The sequence below is a fragment of the Gordonia marina genome, from assembly GCF_052036135.1.
GTDB lineage: Bacteria > Actinomycetota > Actinomycetes > Mycobacteriales > Mycobacteriaceae > Gordonia.
The window spans coordinates 80071-103652 of the sequence record NZ_JBPSDN010000007.1; the positions used below are offsets into that span (position 1 = coordinate 80071).

Annotated in this window: 24 protein-coding genes; 22 read left to right on the forward strand and 2 right to left on the reverse strand. The window is 70.6% G+C overall.

What is annotated here, in order from left to right:
* Window positions 1-181 precede the first annotated feature (181 nt).
* Together ACSEEN_RS06050 and ACSEEN_RS06055 are read left to right on the forward strand one after the other, a co-directional pair.
* Window positions 182-1711, forward strand: coding sequence for an ABC transporter permease (locus ACSEEN_RS06050; protein WP_440712675.1), 1530 nt, complete (start codon window positions 182-184; stop codon window positions 1709-1711).
* A gap of 45 nt (window positions 1712-1756) precedes the next feature.
* Window positions 1757-3073, forward strand: coding sequence for an ABC transporter ATP-binding protein (locus ACSEEN_RS06055; RefSeq protein WP_440712632.1), 1317 nt, complete (start codon window positions 1757-1759; stop codon window positions 3071-3073).
* Between the two features lie 13 nt (window positions 3074-3086).
* Here ACSEEN_RS06055 and ACSEEN_RS06060 read toward each other — a convergent pair whose 3' ends face one another.
* Window positions 3087-3494 (reverse strand): DUF1801 domain-containing protein, encoded by a 408-nt coding sequence (locus ACSEEN_RS06060; RefSeq protein WP_440712633.1) that lies wholly within the window; start codon window positions 3492-3494, stop codon window positions 3087-3089.
* Between the two features lie 31 nt (window positions 3495-3525).
* On the opposite strand from ACSEEN_RS06060, the gene ACSEEN_RS06065 reads away from it, so the two are divergent.
* Window positions 3526-3972, forward strand: coding sequence for a GNAT family N-acetyltransferase (locus tag ACSEEN_RS06065; RefSeq protein ID WP_440712634.1), 447 nt, complete (start codon window positions 3526-3528; stop codon window positions 3970-3972).
* Between the two features lie 3 nt (window positions 3973-3975).
* Here the strand turns inward: ACSEEN_RS06065 and ACSEEN_RS06070 are convergent, their stop codons facing one another.
* On the reverse strand, window positions 3976-5427 hold the full coding sequence (locus ACSEEN_RS06070) for a plasmid pRiA4b ORF-3 family protein (protein WP_440712635.1): 1452 nt from the start codon (window positions 5425-5427) through the stop codon (window positions 3976-3978).
* Between the two features lie 180 nt (window positions 5428-5607).
* On the opposite strand from ACSEEN_RS06070, the gene ACSEEN_RS06075 reads away from it, so the two are divergent.
* From ACSEEN_RS06075 to ACSEEN_RS06165, 19 genes are all read left to right on the forward strand, one after another.
* Entirely contained in the window at window positions 5608-6081 is a 474-nt protein-coding gene (locus tag ACSEEN_RS06075; RefSeq protein ID WP_440712636.1) for a hypothetical protein, read from the forward strand.
* Between the two features lie 318 nt (window positions 6082-6399).
* Window positions 6400-6735 carry a hypothetical protein gene (locus tag ACSEEN_RS06080; protein WP_440712637.1) on the forward strand — a complete coding sequence of 112 codons (336 nt, stop codon included), beginning with the start codon at window positions 6400-6402 and terminating at the stop codon, window positions 6733-6735.
* Between the two features lie 575 nt (window positions 6736-7310).
* Entirely contained in the window at window positions 7311-7916 is a 606-nt protein-coding gene (locus ACSEEN_RS06085) for a hypothetical protein (RefSeq protein ID WP_371307653.1), read from the forward strand.
* Window positions 7913-10267 (forward strand): serine/threonine-protein kinase, encoded by a 2355-nt coding sequence (locus ACSEEN_RS06090; RefSeq protein WP_440712638.1) that lies wholly within the window; start codon window positions 7913-7915, stop codon window positions 10265-10267. The genes ACSEEN_RS06085 and ACSEEN_RS06090 overlap by 4 nt, the downstream gene beginning before the upstream one ends.
* Window positions 10268-10400: 133 nt before the next feature.
* Entirely contained in the window at window positions 10401-10967 is a 567-nt protein-coding gene (locus ACSEEN_RS06095) for an ADP-ribosyltransferase (protein WP_440712639.1), read from the forward strand.
* 4 nt (window positions 10968-10971) lie between these two features.
* Entirely contained in the window at window positions 10972-11163 is a 192-nt protein-coding gene (locus ACSEEN_RS06100) for a hypothetical protein (RefSeq protein ID WP_298445689.1), read from the forward strand.
* A 229-nt stretch (window positions 11164-11392) separates the two neighbouring features.
* Complete coding sequence (gene hisD, locus ACSEEN_RS06105) at window positions 11393-12715, forward strand: histidinol dehydrogenase (RefSeq protein WP_440712640.1); 1323 nt, start codon at window positions 11393-11395, stop codon at window positions 12713-12715.
* Complete coding sequence (locus tag ACSEEN_RS06110; RefSeq protein WP_440712641.1) at window positions 12712-13827, forward strand: histidinol-phosphate transaminase; 1116 nt, start codon at window positions 12712-12714, stop codon at window positions 13825-13827. Before hisD ends, ACSEEN_RS06110 begins: the two co-directional genes overlap by 4 nt.
* The gene (gene hisB / locus ACSEEN_RS06115; RefSeq protein WP_298445692.1) at window positions 13824-14456 is read left to right on the forward strand and encodes an imidazoleglycerol-phosphate dehydratase HisB; all 633 of its coding nucleotides are present in this window, start codon (window positions 13824-13826) and stop codon (window positions 14454-14456) included. Before ACSEEN_RS06110 ends, hisB begins: the two co-directional genes overlap by 4 nt.
* Before the next feature lie 41 nt (window positions 14457-14497).
* Window positions 14498-15151: an imidazole glycerol phosphate synthase subunit HisH gene (gene hisH, locus ACSEEN_RS06120; protein WP_298445694.1), complete on the forward strand. Its 654-nt coding sequence runs from the start codon at window positions 14498-14500 to the stop codon at window positions 15149-15151.
* Window positions 15148-15456, forward strand: coding sequence for a hypothetical protein (locus tag ACSEEN_RS06125; protein WP_247863968.1), 309 nt, complete (start codon window positions 15148-15150; stop codon window positions 15454-15456). Before hisH ends, ACSEEN_RS06125 begins: the two co-directional genes overlap by 4 nt.
* A gap of 8 nt (window positions 15457-15464) precedes the next feature.
* A complete protein-coding gene (gene priA, locus ACSEEN_RS06130; protein WP_247868039.1) occupies window positions 15465-16217 on the forward strand; it encodes a bifunctional 1-(5-phosphoribosyl)-5-((5-phosphoribosylamino)methylideneamino)imidazole-4-carboxamide isomerase/phosphoribosylanthranilate isomerase PriA in 753 nt (250 codons plus the stop codon).
* A gap of 34 nt (window positions 16218-16251) precedes the next feature.
* Window positions 16252-17157 (forward strand): inositol monophosphatase family protein, encoded by a 906-nt coding sequence (locus ACSEEN_RS06135; RefSeq protein ID WP_440712642.1) that lies wholly within the window; start codon window positions 16252-16254, stop codon window positions 17155-17157.
* Window positions 17154-17945: an imidazole glycerol phosphate synthase subunit HisF gene (gene hisF / locus ACSEEN_RS06140; RefSeq protein WP_247863966.1), complete on the forward strand. Its 792-nt coding sequence runs from the start codon at window positions 17154-17156 to the stop codon at window positions 17943-17945. Before ACSEEN_RS06135 ends, hisF begins: the two co-directional genes overlap by 4 nt.
* 12 nt (window positions 17946-17957) lie before the next feature.
* Complete coding sequence (gene hisI / locus ACSEEN_RS06145) at window positions 17958-18302, forward strand: phosphoribosyl-AMP cyclohydrolase (RefSeq protein WP_247863965.1); 345 nt, start codon at window positions 17958-17960, stop codon at window positions 18300-18302.
* Window positions 18303-18513: 211 nt separating this feature from the next.
* The gene (locus ACSEEN_RS06150; RefSeq protein ID WP_005935191.1) at window positions 18514-18693 is read left to right on the forward strand and encodes a tautomerase family protein; all 180 of its coding nucleotides are present in this window, start codon (window positions 18514-18516) and stop codon (window positions 18691-18693) included.
* Window positions 18690-20240 (forward strand): anthranilate synthase component I, encoded by a 1551-nt coding sequence (locus tag ACSEEN_RS06155; RefSeq protein ID WP_440712643.1) that lies wholly within the window; start codon window positions 18690-18692, stop codon window positions 20238-20240. Before ACSEEN_RS06150 ends, ACSEEN_RS06155 begins: the two co-directional genes overlap by 4 nt.
* Window positions 20237-20953 (forward strand): TIGR02234 family membrane protein, encoded by a 717-nt coding sequence (locus ACSEEN_RS06160; protein WP_247863963.1) that lies wholly within the window; start codon window positions 20237-20239, stop codon window positions 20951-20953. The genes ACSEEN_RS06155 and ACSEEN_RS06160 overlap by 4 nt, the downstream gene beginning before the upstream one ends.
* Window positions 20950-23556 (forward strand): excinuclease ABC subunit UvrA, encoded by a 2607-nt coding sequence (locus ACSEEN_RS06165; RefSeq protein WP_440712644.1) that lies wholly within the window; start codon window positions 20950-20952, stop codon window positions 23554-23556. The genes ACSEEN_RS06160 and ACSEEN_RS06165 overlap by 4 nt, the downstream gene beginning before the upstream one ends.
* Window positions 23557-23582 lie beyond the last annotated feature (26 nt).

Here is a 23582-nt window from a genome sequence, read left to right on the forward strand (position 1 = left end):
CCGCACCCTACGCACCATCGCCGCCGACATCGTCGTGATCCTCGGTGCGATCGCGCTGATCTGGGTGCTCGTCGAAGTCGGCAAGGGGATGAACGCCCACGTCGACCTGGGAAACGCCTCCGGCACCATCGACACCGACCCGGCGAAGCTGCCGTACTACGCGGCGCGATCGCTGCTCCGTATGTTCATCGGCCTGCTCGCCTCGCTGATCTTCACCTTCGTCTTCGCGGTGGCCGCGGCACGCTCACGCCGGGCGCGTGCCGTGTTGCTGCCGATCCTCGACATCCTGCAGTCGGTCCCGGTCCTCGGCTTCCTGTCGATCACCGTGACACCGTTCATCGCCCTGTTCCCCGGATCGGAGATGGGACTGGAGTGCGCGGCGATCTTCGCGATCTTCACGTCGCAGGCCTGGAACATGGCGTTCTCGCTCTACTACAGCCTGGCCAGTCAGCCTCGCGACCTCGCGGAGGCGGCGGTCGATCTGCGGCTGTCCAGGTGGCAGCGATTCTGGCGGCTCGACCTGCCCAGCGGAGCGATTCCCCTGGTCTGGAATTCGATGATGAGTTTCGGCGGCGCCTGGTTCTTCCTGACCGCATCCGAGGCGGTCACCGTCGCGGGGAAGAGCTACGCACTCCCCGGCGTCGGCGCATACGTGGCGTCGGCGGCACAGGCCGGCCGGCTCACCGACGTGTGGTGGGCCGTGCTGACCATGGTCGTCGTGGTGGCGGCGGTGAACGTCCTGTTCTGGAGTCCGCTCACGGCGTGGGCCGAGAAGTTCCGGGTCGAGGACTCCGAGTCGGGCCGTGAGCCGCGATCGCTGGTCTTGACCGTCCTGCGGCGCTCCCGCGTCTCAGCCGCGTTCGGCTGGGTGATGGCACCGGTCACCGCCGTGTGCGACAAGGTCTTCGGGGCCGTTTTCGGCCGCGCCGGAGGGCAGACCGTGGTGAGCACTCGGCGGCGGCGCAGCGGCGACGCCGTGTTCGCGCTCGCCGTCGCGGCGATCCTGTCGTACGCCGTGTTCCAGGTCGTCCAGGTGGTGTTGCGCGGCGCCGGTGGCGGTGAGGTGCGGCACGTCTTCCTCCTCGGCGCCGCGACGATGTCGCGCGTGGTGGTACTGATCATCGTCTGCACGCTGATCTGGGTGCCGGTCGGCGTGCTGATCGGGCTCGACCCCAGGATGAGCCGGTTCCTGTCACCGATCCTGCAGATCGCCGCGAGCTTCCCCGCCAACTTCCTGTTTCCGATGGTCGGCGCGGTATTCCTCGCCTGGCATCTCAGCCTCGATGTCGGCGGCATCGTGCTGATGGCGCTCGGTACCCAGTGGTACATCCTCTTCAACGTGATCGCGGGCGCCTCCGCCATCCCGAACGACCTGCTCGAGGCCGCCCGCGACATGAACCTGACGCGGGCCCTGAAATGGCGGAAGGTGCTGCTGCCCGCGATCTTCGGGAGCGTCGTGACCGGAGGCATCACGGCGGCCGGCGGCGCGTGGAACGCCTCGATCGTCGCCGAGGTGCTCACCTACCACGGCCGGACCTACCACGCCTTCGGCCTGGGCGACTACATCGCGACCTGGACCGCGTCGGCCGCGCCCGGCCACGGCGCGCACCTGCTGCTGGGCATCGTGATGATGTGCGTGTTCGTCGTCGCCACGAACGCCGTCTTCTGGCGCCGCCTGTACGCGCTCGCCGCGCGCCGGTTCTCCTACTGACCCTTCCCGACACCGACCTGCCCACCCGCCGACCAGGAGCGAATCATGACCGACCACACCCTCACCCGCAACGCATTGATCGACGTCGTCGGTATCGAGAAGAACTTCGGCGACGCCAAGGGTGACGCCCTGCCGGTTCTGGACGGCATCGACCTGCACATCGCCGAGAACGAGATCGTCGCACTGCTCGGCCGGTCCGGATCCGGAAAGTCGACGCTGCTGCGCATCCTCGCCGGGCTGATCCCCGCGAGCAGCGGGACCGTCGAGGTCGACGGGAAGCCGCTGACCGGTCCGAATCCCGGCGCCGCGATGGTCTTCCAGTCGTTCGCCCTGATGCCGTGGCTGACGGTGCAGGAGAACGTCGAATTGGGACTGGCGGCGCGCGGCGTCGATCGGCGGGAGCGGCGCGATCGCGCGCTGCGCGCCATCGACACCATCGGCCTGGACGGATTCGAGTCCGCCTACCCGCGCGAACTGTCCGGCGGTATGCGGCAGCGTGTCGGCTTCGCCCGGGCCCTCGTCCGGCAACCGGACCTTCTCCTGATGGACGAGCCCTTCTCCGCGCTCGACGTGCTGACGGCCGAGAACCTGCGGAACGAGATCACCGAGCTGTGGACCGCCGGCACCTTCCCGGCGAAGAGCGTGTGCATCGTGACCCACAACATCGAGGAGGCGGTGCTGCTGGCCGACCGGGTGGTGGTGCTGGGCAGCAAGCCGGGCCGGATCATTCACGAGGCGCGGATCCCGATGCCGCGACCACGGGACCGTTCGGCTCCCGCGTTCGAGGCCCTGGTCGACGAGCTCTACGGCACGCTGACCGGCCGCGATAAGGTGCTGGAAGACGCACTGCCGGCCGCCGACGCGACTCCGGTGAGCCGTCCGTTGCCGAACGCCACGGTCGGCGGGATGGCCGGACTGGTCGAGATCCTGGCGTCCAAGGGCGGTTCGGCGGACCTTCCCGAGCTCGCTGCCGAACTCACCTTCGAGATCGACGACCTGATGCCGCTCGTTGACGCCGCCGCACTCCTCGGGTTCGTGACCGTCGACGGCAACGATCTGGAGATCAGCGCCGCCGGCCGCGACTTCGCCGCGGTGCCCCTCACCGAAGCCAAGGTGGTCTTCGCCGCACAGGCCGCGGAGCGTGCCCCGCTGGTCCGGACCATCGTCCGCGCGTTGCGCGTCAACGACCGGCACTGCTTGCGGCTGAGCTTCTTCCGGGACCTGCTGCGCCGGGGCTTCGCCGACGACGACGCCGACCGGCAACTGCGCACCGCGGTCGATTGGGGCCGCTATGCCGAGTTGTACGACTACGACGCCGACTCCGATCAACTCCGGCTGGACCCGGGCGTCGCGCGGGGCTGACCTGGCGCGGCGATCATGCCGGGTGGTGGTTCGCCGTCCAGGCGCGCTCGATGAGTTCGCGGAGCGCGTCGTCGTCGACGTCGGAGATCCGCTTGAGATAGAGACAGCCCTTGCCGGTGGTGTGCGGACCGAGGCGGCCGAGGAGGTCGGCGTGCGAGCCGTCGTAGGTGAGGCCGTACAGCGTCAGGGCCTGTTTGCGCGGGGCGAGGCCGATCGCGAACCACTCGTGTTCCCGGCCGTCGGCCGTGCGGTACGGCTGCCGGCCGAATCCGACGATCGACGGGCCCCACATCGCCGGTTCGACCCCGGACACCTCGCGCATCAGCGCGCAGACCGCCTGGGCGTCGGCGCGGCGCCGGTCGCCGTCGATCGACGCGAGGAAGTCTCCGACGGGTTCGGCCGTGGGTCGCGTCTGTGGCATGAGTTCAGGTTAGGTGCGCGAAGATGGACGCGTGAAGCCGATCGTGCACAGTGCCGCCACCGACCGACTCGATGCGGTCACCCTCTACCGGATTCTGCGGTTGCGGGTGGACGTCTTCGTTGTCGAGCAGGACTGCCCGTATCCCGAGCTGGACGGACGGGATCTGGAGCCGGCGACCCGGCAGTTCTGGTGTGCCGACGACGCGGGCGAGCCGATCGCGACGGCCCGGCTGCTCCGCGACGACGTGCCCGGCGGCTGGGAATACCGGGTCGGGCGCCTCGCCACCGCGCCGTCGGCGCGGGGCACCGGCGTTACCACCGGCCTGATGGAGGCTGTGCTGGCCGAGATCGGGGAACGGCCGAGCGTGCTCGACGCGCAGTCGCACCTGACCGGGATGTACCAGCGGTTCGGGTACGCGATCGACGGGCCGGAGTTCATCGAGGACGAGATCCCGCACACGCCGATGCGGCGCGGCTGAACGCTATCGCCGATACCGCGAGGCGGTACCGGACCGCAGGGCGGCGGTCCCGTGCAGCGCGGCGCGCGCGAAGTCGGCGACGTGCGGCTCGGGCTCGGCGGGCCGCGGCCATCCGGCGTCGCCCCGGGTGGAGCCCAGCGAGTCGAGCACGTTCTGGACCGGCCGGACGATCTCGGCGACGGCGCACCGGTCGAACTCCCCGGAGCGATCGCCGGGCGCCCACCCACACGCTTCGAGCGCGAAGGCGACCTCACGCCACCGCGAGTCCGGCAGGCCGGCACCGGGCTGCGCACGACCGTCGGCATGGCTGAGCAGCAGGGCGGTCGCGGCGACCTGCGCGCCGGGGGAGAGCTTGGTGAGCAGTCGGGTGGTGAGCGCGTCCCACAGGTGCTCCGGGCCGGCCGCGGCGCGGGCGCCGTGCGCGGTACGGACGAGCCGTCCCTCCAGCACCCGGACCAGACCCAGCCGGACGGTCGCCTCGTGGAGCGCGCGGATCGGCACGGTCGACCGCTCCCGGGTGCTCGCGCCCAGGCGGGAGTCGTGCCGGCCCAGCGTCGTCATACCGTCGAGCACGACCGCGGGCGGCAACCGTCCGGCCTCCGACAATGCGATCCCGTCCGGTCCGACCGCGTCGAGCAACCAGGCGAACGGTGCCAGCAGCCGCGCCTGGACCTCCGGGTCCACCTCGACCGGTTCCAGCAGTCCCGTGCGTCGTGCGTATCGACGGAACTCCGAGCGCAGCGTTGCGGGAAGTCCGGCGGCGAAATCGACGAGCAGCGACTCGGGGGACAGGTCGCCGGGGCGGCGCAGGTCGTCGGCGGCCACCAGACCCGACACGTCGTGCGGATCGCGCTCGTCGGCGCCGAACCCGAAGAAGCCGTCCAACTCGGCCTGGATCGCCTCGGCGTCGAAACTCTCCGGTGTCGGCGGAAACCAGGGACCGGTGACCTCGGCCGCCCAGTCGGCGATCCGGTCGTGATCGGGATGATCGGGGTCGTCGAGCACCGCGAGTTTGTCGGTGTAGCCGGCCGGGCCGCCGGAGTCCTCGATCGGGCCACGGCGGGAGCCGCCGATAAGGGTGACCGGGCGCGTGGTCCCGATCGCGGTGGTCGGGGCGCCGGCGGTGAGGCGGTGGCACCAGCGGTCGCCGAAGTCGTAGTCGTACCAGAGCGTGCCGCCGGCCAGGGCGTCGGCGACGGTCGTCGTGGATTCGGGTCGCAGCGCGACGAAGTCCCGCCCGGTCAGCCGATGCGGATCACCCCAGTGCGCGGCGGTGGGGTCGTGCCGATCGCGGTCCCGGAAGAGATGCGCGTGGACGTCGCGCCAGCCGAAGGCGATCTGGAGTGCGTGGTGCAGGTCCGCCAGCGTCGATGATCCGTCGATCTGCAGGTCCCGGGTGACCGGTGGCTCCAGCTCCTCGAGCTCGGCATGCACGGTGATCAGTGAGGCGGGCATAGGGGCAGACTACGGTCCGGCGTCCAGGAGAACGCCGATCGTTCGAGGCCGGTATCGGAAGCAGCCGAGGCGGCGCGCATTGTCAAGGCTCTCTCAGCGCGGTCTGTGGACAGCCGATGTCGTCCACAGGCAGCGGATTCCGGGGTTTCGGCGGTGTCAGGGCCGCGGGATCGTCGGGGCATGGGAATCCGCTACTACGCCTATCCGATCCGGCCCGATCAGGTCGGCGCCGCCCGGCTCGATCCCTGGCCCTTCCTGTCCGACGACCCGCTCATGGATGCCTGGGCGCGCGACGAGGATCGTCCGCGCATGCTGTACCTCGACAAATGCTGGTACGAGCTGCAGCGGCTGTTCGTGCCGGCCCGAGACGATCCGCATCCGCGGCCGCGGATGGCGTTCGAGCTGGTGCGCGGTGCGGTGAGCGAGACCGGGTGCGGTGCGCACAGTCCGTTCACCGCGGTACACGGCCCGGACGTGGTCGCGGCGATCGCCCTCGACCTGGCGCGCGTCGAGCCGATCGACGACGAGAAGGCTGCGCTGATCGGCCGGTGGAACTCGAGTGCCGACTACGTGAACCACTATTTGACGGCCGCCCAGGAGTTCACGGCCGGACTGACCCGCGACGGCCTGGGTCTCGTGTATCTGATCGGCTGACCGATCCGGTCCGGACATCTGCCGTGGCGGTCGGCGGCGTTCGTCCGTTCGCGGACCCGGCGTCTCGGCCGTGCTGATTCGGGTCGTCGGTCTGGTGCATACGTGCGACCTCGACTCGGGCGACCGGCTCACGAAGGTCGCGGAAGAAGGGAGCCCGACGAGTGCACTCGACGACGATGTCAGGCCTTCGGGCGCTCGCCCGCGATCGGCGGACGCGCTGCCGGCGCGCCGGGGTCCGGGCGCCACCGCGGCCCGCCGAGCCGGACGCAGTCCTGACCGGCGCCGATATTCGACGTCCCCGCGGTAGAGTCACCGCCCGTGGGCAGCTACTACGACAAGTACCCGGTGGAGACGCTCCGATTCCGCCCCGGCCCGCGCGTGATCGCGGCACTGGTTCTGTGGATCGGTGCGTTCGTGGCCGCCGGTGCGGCCGTGATGCTGCTTCTCTCGGGTTCGACGGTCGGCTACGGCAGCGCGGCACTGACGTGCGGATCGGTGCTGTCGAGCCCGGGCACGGACGGCCACGGCAGCGCGTCGGCGATCGCGACCTGCGCCGAACAGCGCACGCGGCGCCTGGCGCTGTCCGGGATCTCCGCGGCCGTCGCGGTGGGACTCGGCGCCGGCGCGCGGAGGGTGCGGGCGAAGATCGTCTGACCGGCGTGCAGTCGCCGTGCAGTCACGCGCGGCTTCTGTCCCAACTGTGACGTAGTGACCCGGAATCGGCCGGACCGAGCCTGGCGACATGGTCGAATACCCGCCCGCGGATTCGACCGGCCGGGAATACGTCACGGTCGGGTCAAGACTCGATCTACCTGTCTGGGCGAACCGGTCAGACCACTTGTTCGGGCACGTCCAACGCGTAGGAGGCCTCCCCGAGCGCTGCCGTTCGATAACCTTGGGCCGTGAACAGTCCGCGTCCTGCGGGTGGGGGATTCGGCAGGTTCCCGGCACCCGACCGTCCCGTACCCGCGCGGCCCGGCATGGCGCCTCCGCCTGCCGCGCCCCCGCAGCAGGCCCCCGCGGGATGGTCCGCACCGGCCGCGCCGTCGGGCTACCCGCCGCATCCGTACCCGGCACCCGTCCCGCACCCGGCCTCCGTCCCACATGCGGCGCCGAGCAGTCTGCCATCGGTCGCGCCGCAGGCCGGCGGCGCGGTGCCTGCGGGGATCGACTTCTCGGCACCGGTGGAGCTGCGTTGCATCCTGCGTCCGCAGAGTGAGATGCGGCGGATGATTCCGACCGTCATCTTCACCACCCTGTTCGTCGGACTGGTCGTCGCGGTGATCGTCGGGCTGATGGCACCGAACACGCCGGCGATCTGGCTGACCGCGGCGATCGTCGTCGGTCTGGCCACGGGTGGGCTGATGTATGGCCGGATCCATGCACGACTGGCCCGGACCTACGGCGATCGGCAACGACTGACCGTCAGTCCGTACGGGCTGATCCGCACCGACGGGACCATCCGCACCGACATGCCGTGGGCCGGCATGAACCGCATCGAGGTGCGCAACTCCGCGCTGCCCGGGCGCCGCGCGAACGTGCGGCAGGCCGGAGCGGCGGGGGTGGGAGCGAACGCGGTCCTGGACGTGGCACGCACCAAGATCGCGGCCGGGATCGTCGGGCGGGCCACGATCTCACCTTTGCCCGGTGCCAATCGCGCCCAGCTGAAAGTGCACGACCGACTGAGCGGCGGCCGATCGAACCTGCGTGGCGGCGGGTCGCACCTCGCCGAACAGGGCCTGATCTTCCCGGGTGAGTTCGAGGAGAACTGGGCGCAGGGCGTGGTCGGCGCGTACCTGCGGCACTACCGCCCCGACATCCGGTTTCCCGCGTGAGCACGCTCGAGCCCGGCGCCGAGTTCGCCGGGTATGTCATCGAACGACGCCTCGGCGCCGGCGGGATGGGCGAGGTCTACCTCGCGAAGCATCCGCGATTGCCGCGGCATGACGCGCTCAAGGTCCTCGCGCCGCAGTTCACCGGTGACCCGGCGTTCCGCGCCCGGTTCGAGCGTGAGGCCGAACTCGCGTCCGGACTGCGGCATCCGGCGATCGTCACCGTGTACGACCGCGGTGAAGCCGACGGCCGCCTCTGGATCTCGATGGCCTACGTCGACGGACGGGACCTCGCCGACCGCCTTCGCGAGTCCGGACCGCTCGCCGCGAATCAGGTGGGACACGTCGTCTCGGTTATCGGCGACGCCCTCGATCGGGCGAACTCGCGCGGCTTGGTCCACCGGGACGTCAAACCGGCCAACATTCTGCTCAGCGACGACGGCGACGTCCTGCTCACCGACTTCGGGATCGCCCGCGCCGAAGGGCGCAGCACAGATCTGACCGCGACCGGCGCGACCATCGGCACCCTCGACTACGCGTCGCCCGAACAATTGCAAGGCTTCCCGGTCGACGGCCGCAGTGACCAGTACTCGCTGGCGTGCACCGCGTACGCGCTGCTGACCGGGCACGGGCCGTTCGCCGACAGCAACGCGGCGCTGGTGATCGGCAAGCACCTCACGCAGCCGCTGCCGTCCATCCTCGGGCGCCGTCCCGACGTCACGGCGTCGGTGGACGCGGTGCTGGCCCGGGCGACGGCGAAGGACCCGGCGCAGCGGTACGCGTCGTCGTCGGAGTTCGCGGCGGCGCTGACCGCGGCGCTCGCCGAGGTGCCCGGCAGCGCGGGCACCGGGAGCACTTCGGCGGGGCTCAATATGAACTCCGCGAGCGGGCCCGGCACGTCTGCGAGTCAGCCGGTGCCGCCGCCGTATCCGGTCGCGGCGCAGATACCGTACGCGCGGGCCATGCCTCCCGCCGCGGCGCCGCAAGCGGCTCCGAAGAAGTCGCGACGTCTGCTGTGGATCATCCCGGTCGCGGTCATCGCGGTACTCGTCCTGGTCGCGACGGCGATCTGGTACGCGATCCCGGACAGCTGGACCGCCGGCGAGGGCGACTACCTGCAGAAGCCAACCGCGGCCGCCCGCGACATGGAGCTGCCGCTGATCACGCCGTGGCTGCCGTCGCTGGAGACCAAGCCGAGCGGGTCGTCGTGGGAACACCGCCCGCCGCCCGGTGTGGAGGAGAACGATGTCCGGGGCGTCGTGGGTGCCACGGAGAATGTAGTCCTGGTGGGACGGAAGGGCGCGCTCGACCTGGTCGATCCGGCGACGGCGCAGATCCGGCGCACTATCCGTGTGCCCGGCAGTTATCCGCCGTATGCGTGCTCGGTGTACCTGAAAGAGACACGCGCGCTGTGCCAGATCGGCGGCAAAGGCGACGACTTCGGCGTGATCGACCTCGTGAAGGGTGCGGTCCTGACTCATTTGTACAGCTTCGGCGTCGGAGGGGTCGTTGTCGCCGGGGACAGCCTCGTCTCGATCAACAGCATCAGCGACAACGCTGACATCACCGGTTACGACGCGAACGGCAAACAGACCTGGACAGCACATTCGGCCACCCAGTTCGTACACGTGATCGGGCCGTTCGTCAGCTTGATCCGAACGAGCGGGACCGCTCCGTTCCAGAAGACCGAGGCCGCGGTGCTGCGGGCGTCCGACGGCTCTACTCTGCGTACCGTCCCGCTGACCGAAGACGATGTCCGACACTCGATGTCCAAGACGGCGTTCACCGCGTACCCGGGCGGGTTCTATTTCGGCGGCACATTCTACGACGAGAGCGGCAAGAAGACGGCAGACCTCGCGGACGAAAAGTGGGAGCCCGTCTACATCACCGTGAGCGACGGATACAACAGCTACCCGGACAGCGGCGGATTTCCCGCACTGCCGATCTTCTACACGTCCGACGCTGTGGGAGCGGTCGATCCGGGAACGGGGAAGCTGCTCTGGTCACGCAAACTCGACGGTGCCGCCACCGCGAAGGCGCGGCCGGCCGGTCGCAGCGTGATGCTCTACAACCTCTACGTCGACCGGGACAAGTACGGTGCCGCCTGGTACGACTGTGCCACCGGCGAGGGCGGAGTCACCGGGACCGAGGATGGAGGCTCCTTTCCTTTGGGAAGCGACGGCACCCGGATGGCCGTCTCCCACCAGCAGGACGGGAGTACGGTCGCCGGGGTGTCGGCGTTCGGTCCGGGGGCGACGTCACCGCTGTGGTCCCTGATGTCGGAGGACATGAGTCAAAGCTGGATTCACGCGTATGCCGGGCACATCTACTACAAGGCGCGCAGAATCGTCTGACCCCGACCGGCCCGAACACAACACACCCCGAACAGCAAGGGCCGGCCCGCGCCGCTGTGGATGAACACGGCTGTCCACAGGCCGCGGTGGCGGGCACTACCGCCGGAACGATCGGCGGGCGATCGTCGACGGTATGGACCTGTCGGGGGAGGGGCCTGATCCGCGGTGGCTGACGGTCAGTCGTGCGCATGTGCGCGGTCTGCGTGGGCGGTATCGGCAGCATGTCATCGACTACACCGGTGAGGGTCACGCGGTGATCAACGGGTGGCTGCGGGGCGCGGCGCTGTCGCGTCGATCGGCGGACTACGCCCGTTCGCGCACGGCGAGTCTCGACGCGGTACTCGCGGCAATACCTCTGACGCGCGCCATGCACGTGACCCGGGTCGTCGGTATCCGGGCGACATTCGGACTCACCGACGGGCACGATCTGGATCGAATCGTCGGGCAGCCACGAATGGAAGCCGGCTTCTTGTCGACCAGTCGGATGCGGACATACCCGGTCAAGAATCGGGCCGATCCGATTCTGCTCGATGTCGACGTCCCGGCCGGAACCCCGGCGGCGGCGCTGGAAGACGTGTCGCGTTGTCCGGAACAGTGCGAAATTCTTCTCGGCAGAAACCTTGGCTACGTCATTCTGGCGCCGCAGTATGATCGAAATGTCGGCTGGTGGCGCGCGACGATGCTGATCGGAGAGGAGTAGTGCGATGAGTGCACTCGACAGCGGCGAACTCGCACCCGACATCCTTACCGATATCGGGCGGATTGCGTCTCTACGGCAATCGACGCTCCGCCGCGCGGGATATCGCATCGCTCTCCAGCCCGCCGAACGGGAGGCCGGTCTGACCGAGGCCGACATCTGGCGGTTCCTCGACGACGAATCGCCGGCGGCGTCGTAGATCGCGCCGGTCCGTCGGCGGTCACGGGACGTGGCCGCGTGTCGCGGGTCCACTTGCGCGTCGCGGGCCCCGAACGACAGGCGAGACGGAAGAAGACCCGCGACACGACCGGGGTGGGGACGCCTCGAGCGCCACGGTCACGCTCAGCGCAGGACTGGTTGGAAAGAGTTTGCTGGCGGCGCATATCCTTAAAGGACATTCGAAGCCAACGCCAGAGGACAACCACTTCATGCTCGCCAGAACCGATCTGCGCGGCACCGACGTCACGCTGAGCCAGCTGCGTCGTGCCCTGCCGCGCGGAGGTACCGACATCAACTCCGTTCTTCCGGTGGTCACGCCGGTGGTGGAGGCGATCGCCGAGCATGGAGCGTCCGCGGCCCTCGACTACACCGAGCGGTTCGACAAGGTCCGGCCGGCGTCGGTGCGAGTGCCGGCCGAGGTGATCGCGCAGGCGCGTGACGCGCTCGATCCGGCGATCACCGCGGCGCTGGAGGAGTCGATCCGCCGCGCCCGGCTGGTGCACGCCGATCAGCGCCGGGCGACGGTCACCACCGATGTGGTCGCCGGTGGCAGCGTGACCGAGAAGTGGATCCCGGTCCGCCGCGTCGGTCTCTACGTGCCCGGTGGCAACGCCGTGTACCCGTCGTCGGTGGTGATGAACGTGGTGCCCGCGCAGGAGGCCGGCGTCGGTTCGCTGGTGGTCGCTTCGCCCGCACAGGCCGATTTCGGCGGCTGGCCGCACCCGACCATCCTCGCCGCCTGCGCGCTGCTCGGCGTCGACGAGGTGTGGGCCGTCGGCGGTGCCCAGGGCGTGGCCCTGCTGGCCTACGGCGGTGCCGACACCGACGGCAGCGAATTGAACCCGGTCGACCTGATCACCGGTCCCGGCAACATCTATGTGACCGCTGCCAAGCGCCTCGTGCGCGGCGTGGTCGGCATCGACTCGGAGGCCGGCCCCACCGAGATCGCCATTCTGGCCGACGACTCCGCCGATCCGGCGCTGATCGCCGCCGACCTGATCAGCCAGGCCGAGCACGACGTGCTCGCCGCGTCGGTGCTGGTCACCGACAGCGAGGAGCTGGCCGGGGCGGTCGACGCCGAAGTGGCACGACAGGCCGCGGCCACCAAGCACACCGAGCGCGTCGGCGAGGCACTGGGCGGGCCGCAGTCGGGCATCGTGCTGGTCGATGACCTGGAGGCCGGCCTGCGCGTGGTCGACGCCTACGCCGCCGAACACCTGGAGATCCAGACCCGCGATGCCCGCGACGTCGCCGAGCGGGTGACGAGCGCCGGGGCGATCTTCGTCGGCGCCTACTCTCCGGTGAGCCTCGGCGACTACTGCGCCGGGTCGAATCACGTGCTGCCGACGTCGGGTTCGGCGCGCTACGCGTCGGGTCTGTCGGTGCAGACCTTCCTGCGCGGCGTGCACCTGATCGACTACGACCGCGACGCGCTCGCCGGGGTCGCCGACCAGGTGGTCACCCTCGCCCAGGCCGAGGATCTGCCCGCGCACGGCGACGCGGTCACGGTGCGCTTCGGGGCCGGCCGGTGAGCGGCACGACCACCCTCGACGACCTGCCGCTGCGCGAGAACCTGCGCGGCAAGAGCCCGTACGGCGCGCCGCAACTGCAGGTCGCGGTGGTCCTGAACACCAACGAGAACCCTCACCCGCCCAGCCCGGCGCTGGTCGACGACCTCGCCGAGGCCGTCGCCGACTGCGCGACGGTCCTGCATCGTTACCCCGACCGCGATGCGGTCGCGCTGCGCACCGATCTCGCGGACTATCTGTCCGGCGCGACCGGTGTCCCGCTGAGCGTGGCGAACATCTGGGCGGCGAACGGTTCCAACGAGATCCTGCAGCAGATCCTGCAGGCCTTCGGCGGGCCGGGCCGCACCGCGCTGGGCTTCACACCGTCGTATTCGATGCACCCGATCATCGCCGACGGCACCCAGACCACCTGGCTCGACGCCAAGCGCACCGCCGACTTCGGTCTCGACATCGACTACGCGGTCGGCGAGATCGTCGCGCAGCGGCCCGATGTCGTCTTCGTGACCTCGCCGAACAACCCGACCGGCGGCTCCCTCGGCCTCGACGACCTGCGGCGCCTCCTCGATGCGGCACCGGGCATCGTGATCGTCGACGAGGCGTACGCGGAGTTCTCCGACCGGCGCAGCGCCGTCGCCCTGATCGACGAGTACCCGGCGAAGGTGATCGTCAGCCGCACCATGAGCAAGGCCTTTGCGTTCGCCGGCGGCCGTCTCGGCTACCTCGCCGCGGACCCCGCGGTGATCGACGCCCTGCAACTGGTGCGCCTGCCGTACCACCTGTCGGTGCTGACCCAGGCCGCCGCGCGGGTCGCGCTGCGGCACAGTAGTGAGACCCTCGCCGGGGTCGCCGCGATCGTCGCCGAGCGCAAGCGCGTGGCGCGGGAACTCACCGCGATGGGGTACGACGTGATCGACTCGGACGCCAACTTCCTGCTGTTCGGCGAGTTCGCCGACGCTCCCGCGACGTGGCAGCGATACCTCGACCACGGCGTGCTGATCCGCGACGTCGGCATTCCCGGCCGCCTGCGGGTGACGATCGGCCTGCCCGCCGAGAACGACGTCTTCCTGGACGTCAGTCGCGTTCTTGCCACTTCCGACCGAAAGGCCCGGCCATGAGCCGCATCGCACGGATCGAACGGACGACGCGCGAGTCGTCGATCACCGTCGAGATCGACCTGGACGGCACCGGGAAGACCGACATCTCCACCCGGGTGCCGTTCTTCGATCACATGCTGACCGCGTTCGGCGCGCACGGCGGGTTCGACCTGACCGTGCGGTCGGTGGGCGACATCGAGATCGAGGCGCACCACACGGTCGAGGACACGATGATCGTGCTCGGCCAGGCGATCGCCGAGGCGCTCGGCGACAAGGCCGGTATCCGCCGGTTCGCCGACGCCTGGATCCCGATGGACGAGACGCTGGTGCAGGGCGTGGTCGACGTCTCCGGCCGCCCGTACTGCGTGTTCACCGGCGAACCCGAACACATGCTGACCAGCGTCATCGGCGCGGGCTACAGCGGCGGTGACCAAGGCCCCGTGACCTCGTACGCGACCGTCATCAACCAGCACGTCTGGGAGTCGCTGGCGCTCAACGCCCGGATCGCGCTGCACGTGCGGGTGCTGTACGGCCGCGACCCGCATCACATCACCGAGGCCGAGTTCAAGGCCGTCGCCCGCGCGCTGCGCGCGGCCGTCGAACCCGACCCGCGGATCACCGGCATCCCGTCGACCAAGGGAACGCTGTGACCGACCCGACCGGCGCCGGGAGCACTTCGGCGGGGCTCAATATGAACTCCGCGAGCGGGCCGCTTCCCACAGTCGCGCTCCTCGACTATGGCTCCGGCAACGTCCGCTCCGCGCAGCGTGCGCTGGAGCGGGCCGGCGCCGTGGTCGAGGTGACCTCCGACTTCCAGACCGCCCTGGACGCCGACGGTCTGCTGGTTCCCGGCGTGGGCGCCTATGAGGCGTGCATGGCGGGGCTGCGCGCGGTGCGTGGCGACCGGATCATCGGCCGGCGGCTGGCCGGCGGCCGCCCGGTGCTCGGGATCTGCGTCGGCATGCAGATCCTGTTCGACGAGGGCGTCGAGTTCGGCGTCGAAACCGCCGGCTGCGGCGAGTGGCCGGGCGCGGTGACCCGGCTGCCCGCGCCGGTGCTGCCGCACATGGGCTGGAACACCGTCGACGCCCCCGAGGACTCGGTGATGTTCGACGGGATCGCCCCGGACGCGCGCTTCTACTTCGTGCATTCCTACGCCGCCCAGTCGTGGGAGATGGACAGCGGCGGGTCGCCGCTGACGGCGCCGAAGCTGACGTGGACGCAATACGGTGCGCCGTTCCTCGCCGCCGTCGAGAACGGTCCGCTGTGGGCCACCCAGTTCCACCCGGAGAAGTCCGGGGACGTCGGTGCGCGGCTGCTGGCCAACTGGGTGGCGACCCTGTGACACGGCAACCGCCGGGCCCCAGCGCCGCCGACGAGTTCTCGTTCGGCCGCATGGTCGCCCGCTCGCTCGGCGCGGCGGCCCTGGTGCTGCTGATCGCCATCCCGATCGTCTGGTGGATCTCGACCATGACGGTGACCGTCGCGCTGGCCGTCGCGATCGCGGCGGTGGTGCTGATGGTGGTCGTGCTGGCCGTCGTCGCCCGCCGCGAGCTGCGCGGAGTGCAGCGCGAGATCGACGAACTGCGCGCCCGTCGCGACGACCCGCCCGCCGGAACCACCCCCTCCCGAGAACCGAAAGAGAAGTGACCCACCCGATGGCCCAGATCCTCGAACTGCTGCCCGCCGTCGACATCGTCGACGGACAGGCCGTCCGGCTGGTGCAGGGCGCCGCGGGCTCGGAGACCCCGTACGGCTCGCCGCGCGACGCCGCCCTCGCCTGGGAGCGCGGCGGCGCCGAGTGGATTCACATGGTCGACCTCGACGCGGCGTTCGGCCGCGGTGACAACCGCGCGGTGATCAGCGAGGTCGCCGCCGAACTCAGCGTGAAGCTGGAACTTTCCGGCGGTATCCGTGACGACGCGTCGCTGGCTGCGGCCCTCGCGACCGGCTGCACCCGGGTCAACCTCGGCACGGCCGCGATCGAGAACCCGCAGTGGTGTGCGCGGGCGATCGCCGAGCACGGCGACCGCATCGCCGTCGGCCTGGACGTCCTGCGCGATGAACAGGGCAGCTATCGTGTCCGCGGCCGCGGCTGGGTCACCGAGGGCGGGGAGGTCTGGGAGGTCCTCGACCGGCTCAACGCCGACGGCTGCGCGCGGTACGTGGTGACCGATGTCAGCAAGGACGGCACGCTCACCGGCCCGAACCTGGAACTGCTCGAGCAGGTGGCCCGGCGCACGGATGCGCCGGTCGTCGCCTCCGGGGGCATCTCCGCGATCGAGGACCTGACCGCGATCGCCGGTCTGGTTCCGCTCGGCGTGGAAGGCGCGATCGTCGGCAAGGCGCTCTACGCCGGCCGCTTCACCCTGCCCGAGGCGCTCGCTGCCGTCGCCGCGGCGGCGCGGTAGGCGCTCGAGAAGTAGACGTTCGGAGCAGAAGACGATGAGCGACGTGACGGCCCCCGGCGACCTCGCGGGTCTCCTCGACGTCGCGACGACGGTGCTCGACGAGGCCGTCCCGGAATTCCTCGGCGGACTCGGCGCACCGAGCGCGCACTCGAAGGGCGGGACCGACTTCGCCACCGAACTCGATCTCGCGCTCGAACGCCGCATCACACGGGACCTGGTGGCGCGCACCGGAATCGAGGTGCACGGCGAGGAGTTCGGCGGCCCGGATCCGAGCTGCGGCGCGGTGTGGCTGCTCGACCCGATCGACGGCACCTTCAACTACTCCACCGGCCTGCCGCTCACCGCGATGCTGCTGGCTCTGGTGGTCGACGGCGAGCCGGTCATCGGCCTCACCTGGCTGCCCGGCCAGGACCAGCGCTTCGCCGCCTACAAGGGCAGGCCGCTGCTGATCGACGGCCGTCCCGCCCCGGATCTGGGTGCCGGGACGCTGCGCTCCTCGGCGATCGGCTACGTGTCGTACTACGTCGACCAGGGCGGGATGTTCCCGGGAGCCGAGCGCGCCCGCGTGCAGGGCGAGATCACCCGCCGTCACGCGCGGATCCGGATGCACGGCTCCACCGGCACCGACATGGCGTACGTGGCGGCCGGGAAGCTGGCCGGTGCGGTGTCGTACGGCCGCCACCCGTGGGACCACGCCGCCGGGGTCGCGCTGGTGCGCGCCGCCGGGGGACTGGCCACCGACATCCACGGCCGGCCCTGGACGGTCAGCACGCCGTCGCTGGTCGCCGCCGCCCCCGGCGTCCACGACGAACTGCTCGACGTGATCGCGGCCGGTGAGTGGCCGCCCCCGCAGACCCTGGCCTTCGGGCCGCAGGATTCGCCCCCGGCCTCCGGGCCGCAGGATTCGTCGCAGCACCCGACCGAGAGGCATGACAAGTGAGCCTGGCCGTACGAGTGATCCCGTGCCTGGACGTCGACGGCGGCCGGGTGGTCAAGGGTGTGAACTTCCAGAATCTGCGCGACGCGGGCGACCCCGTCGAGCTGGCCGCCCGGTACGACGCCGAGGGCGCCGACGAGTTGACCTTCCTCGACGTCACCGCGTCGAGCTCGGGCCGCTCGACGATGATCGATGTGGTGAAGCGCACGGCCGATCAGATCTTCATTCCGCTGACCGTCGGCGGTGGTATCCGCACCGTCGACGACGTCGACGCCATGCTGCGGGCCGGCGCGGACAAGGTCAGCGTCAACACCGCCGCGATCGCCCGGCCCGAGGTGCTCAGTGAGATGAGCCGCCGCTTCGGTTCGCAGTGCATCGTGCTGTCGGTCGATGCGCGGACACAGGCGGCGGAGGCGGAGCACGAGCCCACCGAGTCCGGCTGGGAGGTCACCACGCACGGCGGCCGCAAGGGCACCGGGATCGACGCCGTCGAATGGGCTCGCCGCGGCGAAGAACTCGGGGTGGGGGAGATCCTGCTCAACTCGATGGACGCCGACGGCACCAAGGAGGGCTTCGATCTGCGCATGATCGAGGCCGTTCGGGAGGCCGTCAGCATCCCGGTGATCGCCAGCGGGGGCGCAGGCACCGCCGCCCACTTCCCGCCGGCCGTGCACGCCGGCGCCGACGCCGTGCTCGCCGCCTCGGTGTTCCATTTCGGCGAGCTGACCATCGGCGACGTCAAGGCCGCGATGGCCGCCGACGGCATCGTCGTCCGCCACGCCCACGACTGACCAGGAGATCCCATGGCCCTCCCCGAAGAGCTCGCCGCGCGGCTCAAGCGCAACGACGACGGCCTGTTCGCCGCCATCGCCCAGGAACGCGGCACCGGTCAGGTGCTGATGATGGCGTGGATGGACGACGAGGCGCTCGAACGCACCCTCGCCACCCGCCGCGCCACCTACTACTCCCGGTCACGACAGGAGTACTGGGTCAAGGGCGAGACCAGCGGTCACACCCAGTACGTGCACGATGCGCGCCTGGACTGCGACGGCGATACCCTGCTGTTGACGGTCGATCAGACCGGCGCCGCGTGTCACACCGGCAACCACAGCTGTTTCGACACCGAGCCGCTGCGGTTCGCGGACTGACCCGCGCCGCCTGGTCGTGTTGCGAAAGTCTTCTGCGAGGCATTCGGCGAGTCCGATGGGCGGATGGCAAGGCGGAGGAGGGAGGGATACCGGCAGGTATCCTGACCGACGACAACGCAGCCAGCCGTTCATCGGGCCGACGAGGCCCGTAAAGGGATTTTCGCAACACGACCTAGACCTCCAGAACGCCACACCACAGAAGGGCCGAGCCATGCCGCTCATCCAGATCTCCCAGACCCCGGGCCTCTCGGACCGGGTCAAGAACGAGACCATCGCCGCGGTCACCGAGGCCTACGCGCGGGCCACCGGCAAGAATCCCGACTCGGTGTGGGTCACCATCACCGAGGTGCCGCGCACCCAGTGGGGAGTCGGCGGGGTGCCGCTGGGATGACCGGCGCCGCACACACCACCACCCGCGAGACCTTCCTCGATCTGGCCGCCGACCACCGCGTCGTCCCGGTCACCCGGAAGCTGCTCGCCGATTCGGAGACCCCGCTGTCGGCGTACCGCAAGCTGGCCGGCGACAAGGAGGGCACCTTCCTGCTGGAGTCCGCCCAGAACGGCCAGTCGTGGTCGCGATGGAGTTTCATCGGGGCCGGCTCGCCGTCCGCGCTGACCGTCGTCGACGGGCAGACGCACTGGTGGGGGACCGTGCCCGCCGGCGCCCCCGTCGACGGCGATCCCCTGGAAGCCCTGGACGCCTCGCTGCGCCTGCTGCACACCGATCGGCTCGCCGGCCTGCCACCGCTGACAGGTGGTTTCGTCGGGTTCATGGCCTATGACTTCGTCCGGCGCCTGGAACGACTCCCGTCGAGCACGGTCGACGATCTCGGGCTCCCGGACATGTTCTGGCTGCTCGTCGCCGACCTGGCCGCGTTCGACCATCACGAGGGCACCATCACGCTCATCGCCAACGCCATCAACTTCGACGGCAGCGACGAGCGGGCGAACGACGCGTACGACGACGCCGTCGCCCGCCTCGATGCGATGACCGCGGCCCTGGCGGCCCCGGCAGCGTCGACCGTGTCGACCTTCGACCGGCCCGCCCCCGATTACGACTGCCAGCGCACACTCGCCGAATTCACCCCGATCATCGACGGTCTCATCGACGCGATCGAGTCCGGTGAGGCGTTCCAGGTGGTGCCGTCGATGCGTTTCGAGATCGCCACCGACGCCGACCCGATCGACGTGTACCGGGTGCTGCGGGCGTCGAACCCGAGCCCGTACATGTATCTGCTGCGGCTGCCCGGGATCACCGCGAGCGGTGTCGGTGCCAAGCCCTTCAGCATCGTCGGTTCGTCGCCGGAGGCTCTGGTCACGGTGAGCGACGGCGTCGCGACGACGCATCCGATCGCGGGCACCCGCTGGCGCGGTGCCACCGAGGAGGAGGACGTCCTGCTGGCCAAGGGGCTGCTGGAGGACGAGAAGGAGAACTCCGAGCACCTGATGCTGGTCGATCTCGGGCGCAACGACCTGGGCCGGGTCTGCCGGCCGGGCACCGTCCGGGTCAACGACTACCGGCGCGTGGAACGCTACAGCCACGTGATGCACCTGGTGTCGACGGTCACCGGGCAGCTCCGCGAGGACAAGCGGGCGCTCGACGCGGTCACCGCCTGCTTCCCGGCCGGCACCCTCACCGGGGCGCCCAAGGTCCGGGCGATGGAACTGATCGAAGACAGTGAACTCACCCGGCGCGGACTCTACGGCGGCGTGGTCGGTTACCTCGACTTCGCCGGCGATGCCGACACCGCCATCGCGATCCGCACCGCGTTGATGACCCCGGGCCGGGCCTACGTCCAGGCCGGCGCGGGCGTGGTCGCCGACAGCAACGCCGATTACGAGTACACCGAGGCCCGCAACAAGGCGATGGCCGTCCTGGGTGCCGTCGCCGCGGCCGGCACGATGATGCCGGTCGCCGCCGAGGGAGCCGGCCGGTGAGCGGCCCGTCCGGCGCGGAGGTTCCCGCGACCGCGACCCGCGACAAGAAGGCCGCGCCGCCGGACCGGCGCCGCCGGGCGATCGCCGCGATCCTGCTGATCGTCGCGGCGCTGCTGCTGTGGATCTCGTCCCGGATGCGGTGGGCGACGGTGGCCTCGGAGGATTTGCAGGGGGCGCCGCACTTCGACGCGGTCAAGGGCTCCAACTGGAGTCCCTGGCTGGTCGCGGTGGCGATCGTCCTGCTGGCCGCGCTCGCCGTGCAGTTCGTGCTGCACGGGATCGGGCTCCGCATCGTCGCCGTCGTCGTCGCGATCATCGGTGTCACCGTGTCGTACCCGGCGATCTCGTTGCTCGCCGGGGGAAAGAACAGCGCGTACGCGGCGCAGGCGATCGATCTACCCGCCTCTCGTGACGTCATCGCCGTCACCACCGCCACCTTCCCGGCCGTGGTGGTCCTCGTCGCAGTCGTGTGCACGGTGGTCGCCGCCGTGTTCATGATGCGGTCGGCCTCCGGGACGGGCGGGTCGTCGTCGAAGTACACGTCGCCGGCCGCGCGCCGGGACGAGCTGGAACGCCGGGTCTTCGCCGAGCGGGAGAAGCGGGAGCAGGTCCCGGCCAGCGAACGCGAGATGTGGGATGCGCTCGACAACGGGATGGATCTGACCGAGAACGGCGATTCCGGAGACGACGGGGACACCGACCGGCGAGCATGACCGGCGTGGACTTGCACAACACCGTCCGGGTGCGCGGCGCCCGCGAACACAATCTGCGCGACGTCGACGTCGACGTCCCCCGCGACGCGCTCGTCGTCTTCACCGGGGTCTCCGGGTCGGGGAAGTCGTCGCTGGCGTTCGGGACCCTCTTCGCCGAGTCGCAGCGCCGCTACCTCGAATCGGTGGCGCCGTTCGCCCGCAGGCTGATCGACCAGGCCGGCGTGCCCGACGTCGACGCCATCGAGGGCATGCCGCCCGCGGTGGCGCTGCAGCAGCAGCGCGGCGGCACCAGCGTCCGGTCGTCGGTCGGCAGTGTGACCACGCTGTCGAGTCTGCTGCGGATGCTCTATTCGCGGGCCGGCGACTATCCGGCCGACGCCCCGATGCTGTACGCCGAGGACTTCTCGCCGAACACCCCGCAGGGCGCCTGCCCGCGGTGCCACGGCATCGGCCGCGTCTACGAGGTGACCGAAGAACTCATGGTCCCCGACCCGAGCCTCACCATCCGTGAAGGCGCCATCGCGTCGTGGCCCCCGGCCTGGTACGGCAAGAGTCTGCGCGACGTGCTGGTCACCCTCGGGTACGACGTCGACGTGCCCTGGCGCGACCTGCCGCGCGCCGACCGCGACTGGATCCTCTTCACCGACGAACGCCCGACCGTCCACGTGTACCGGGACGCCACCCCGGAGAAGATCCGCCGGCTGCGGGAACAGGGCGTCGAACCGGCGTACAAGGGCACCTATGTCGGCGCGCAGCAGTACGTGCTGGAGACCTTCGCGAAGACCAAGAGCGGTTCGGTGAAGAAGCGCGTCGCCCAGTTCGTCGGGGCCGCGCTCTGCCCGTCGTGCCACGGCAAGCGCCTGAAGCCGGAGTCGCTGGCGGTCACCTTCGACGGGCTCGACATCGCCGAACTGTCGCGCCTGCCGATGGCGCGCCTCGCCGAACTGTGCGCCCGCGTCGCCGATCCGGACTGGGCGCCCGCCGAGCGGGTCGCGGCCGGCGGGGCGGCGCACGCCTCCGCCCCGGACGTCCGGCACACCCCGAACATGTCGGTGGAGAAGCGCGCGGCGGCGCAGCGCCTCGTGGCCGACCTCGGTGAGCGGCTGCGGCCGATGATCGAGCTGGGTCTGGGGTACCTGTCGCTCGCCCGCAGCACCCCGACGCTGTCCGGCGGCGAACTGCAACGGGTACGGCTGGCGACTCAGCTGTCGTCGCAGCTCTTCGGCGTGGTGTACGTGCTCGACGAGCCGTCGGCCGGGTTGCACCCGCGCGACCGGGACGCGCTGCGCGGCATCCTCGCGGGCCTGAAGGAGCGCGGGAACACCGTCTTCGTCGTCGAACACTCGCTGGACGTGATCGCGGCGGCGGACTGGCTGGTCGACCTGGGGCCCGGTGCGGGCACCCGGGGTGGCCGGGTGCTGTACAGCGGTGAGCCCGCGGGCCTCGCCGAGGTGGCCGAGTCGGTGACCCGGCGCTACCTCTTCGGTGACGGCGCGCGGCCCGCGCCCCGGTCACTGCGCGACACCGGCGGCGAACTGGAACTGGTGGGGGTGACCCGGAACAACCTGCACGAGGAGACCGTGACCGTCCCTCTGCACCGTTTCACCGCGGTGACCGGGGTGTCTGGGGCGGGGAAGTCGAGCCTGGTCGCGCAGGCGATCCCGGAACTCGTCGGCGAGCGGCTGGGCAAGCCGGTGAGCGTGGCGGAGCCCGATGACGACGACATGCTCGCCGAGACCGCGGCGCCGGTCGGCGGCGAGGTGCGCGGCGATCTCGGCGACGTCAAACGCGTCGTGTGCATCGATCAGAAGCCGATCGGCCGCACCCCGCGCTCCAATGTCGCCACCTACACCGGCATGTTCGATCACATCCGCAAGTGCTTCGCCGCCACCCCCGAGGCGAAGAAACGCGGCTACAAGCCCGGCCGGTTCTCGTTCAACGTCGCCGGCGGCCGCTGTCCCACCTGCGAGGGCGAGGGCTGGGTGATGGTGGAACTGCTGTTCCTGCCGAGCGTCTACAGCCCGTGCCCGGACTGCCACGGCAGCCGCTACAACCCGGAGACCCTGGAGATCGAGTGGGAGGGGCGGACCATCGCGCAGGTCCTCGACCTCACCGTCGAGGAGGCGCTGGAGGTCTTCGACGGCGAGCCCGCCGTGCGCCAGCCCATCCAGGCGCTGGTCGACGTCGGGCTCGGTTACCTCCGCCTCGGACAGCCCGCGACCGAGCTCTCCGGCGGCGAGGCGCAGCGCGTGAAACTCGCCAGCGAACTGCAGCGCGCCGCGCGCGGCGGCACCCTCTACGTGCTCGACGAGCCGACCGCCGGCCTGCATCCGGCCGACACCGACCGGCTGCTCGCGCACCTGTTCCGGCTGGTCGACGCCGGTAACACCGTGGTCGCCGCGGAGCTGGACATGCGGGTGGTGGCGCAGGCCGATCACGTGATCGACCTCGGCCCCGGCGCGGGCGGTGACGGCGGCGCCGTGGTCGCCGCGGGCACCCCGGCGCAGGTCGCCGCGGCGCCGGGCAGCGTCACCGCGCCCTACCTCGCCGCCGAGCTGGGCGTAGCAGACCCCGGGGGCCGGGTGGCCCGGCACGGTCTCTAGGCTGGACCCCACAGCCGGAGAGGTAC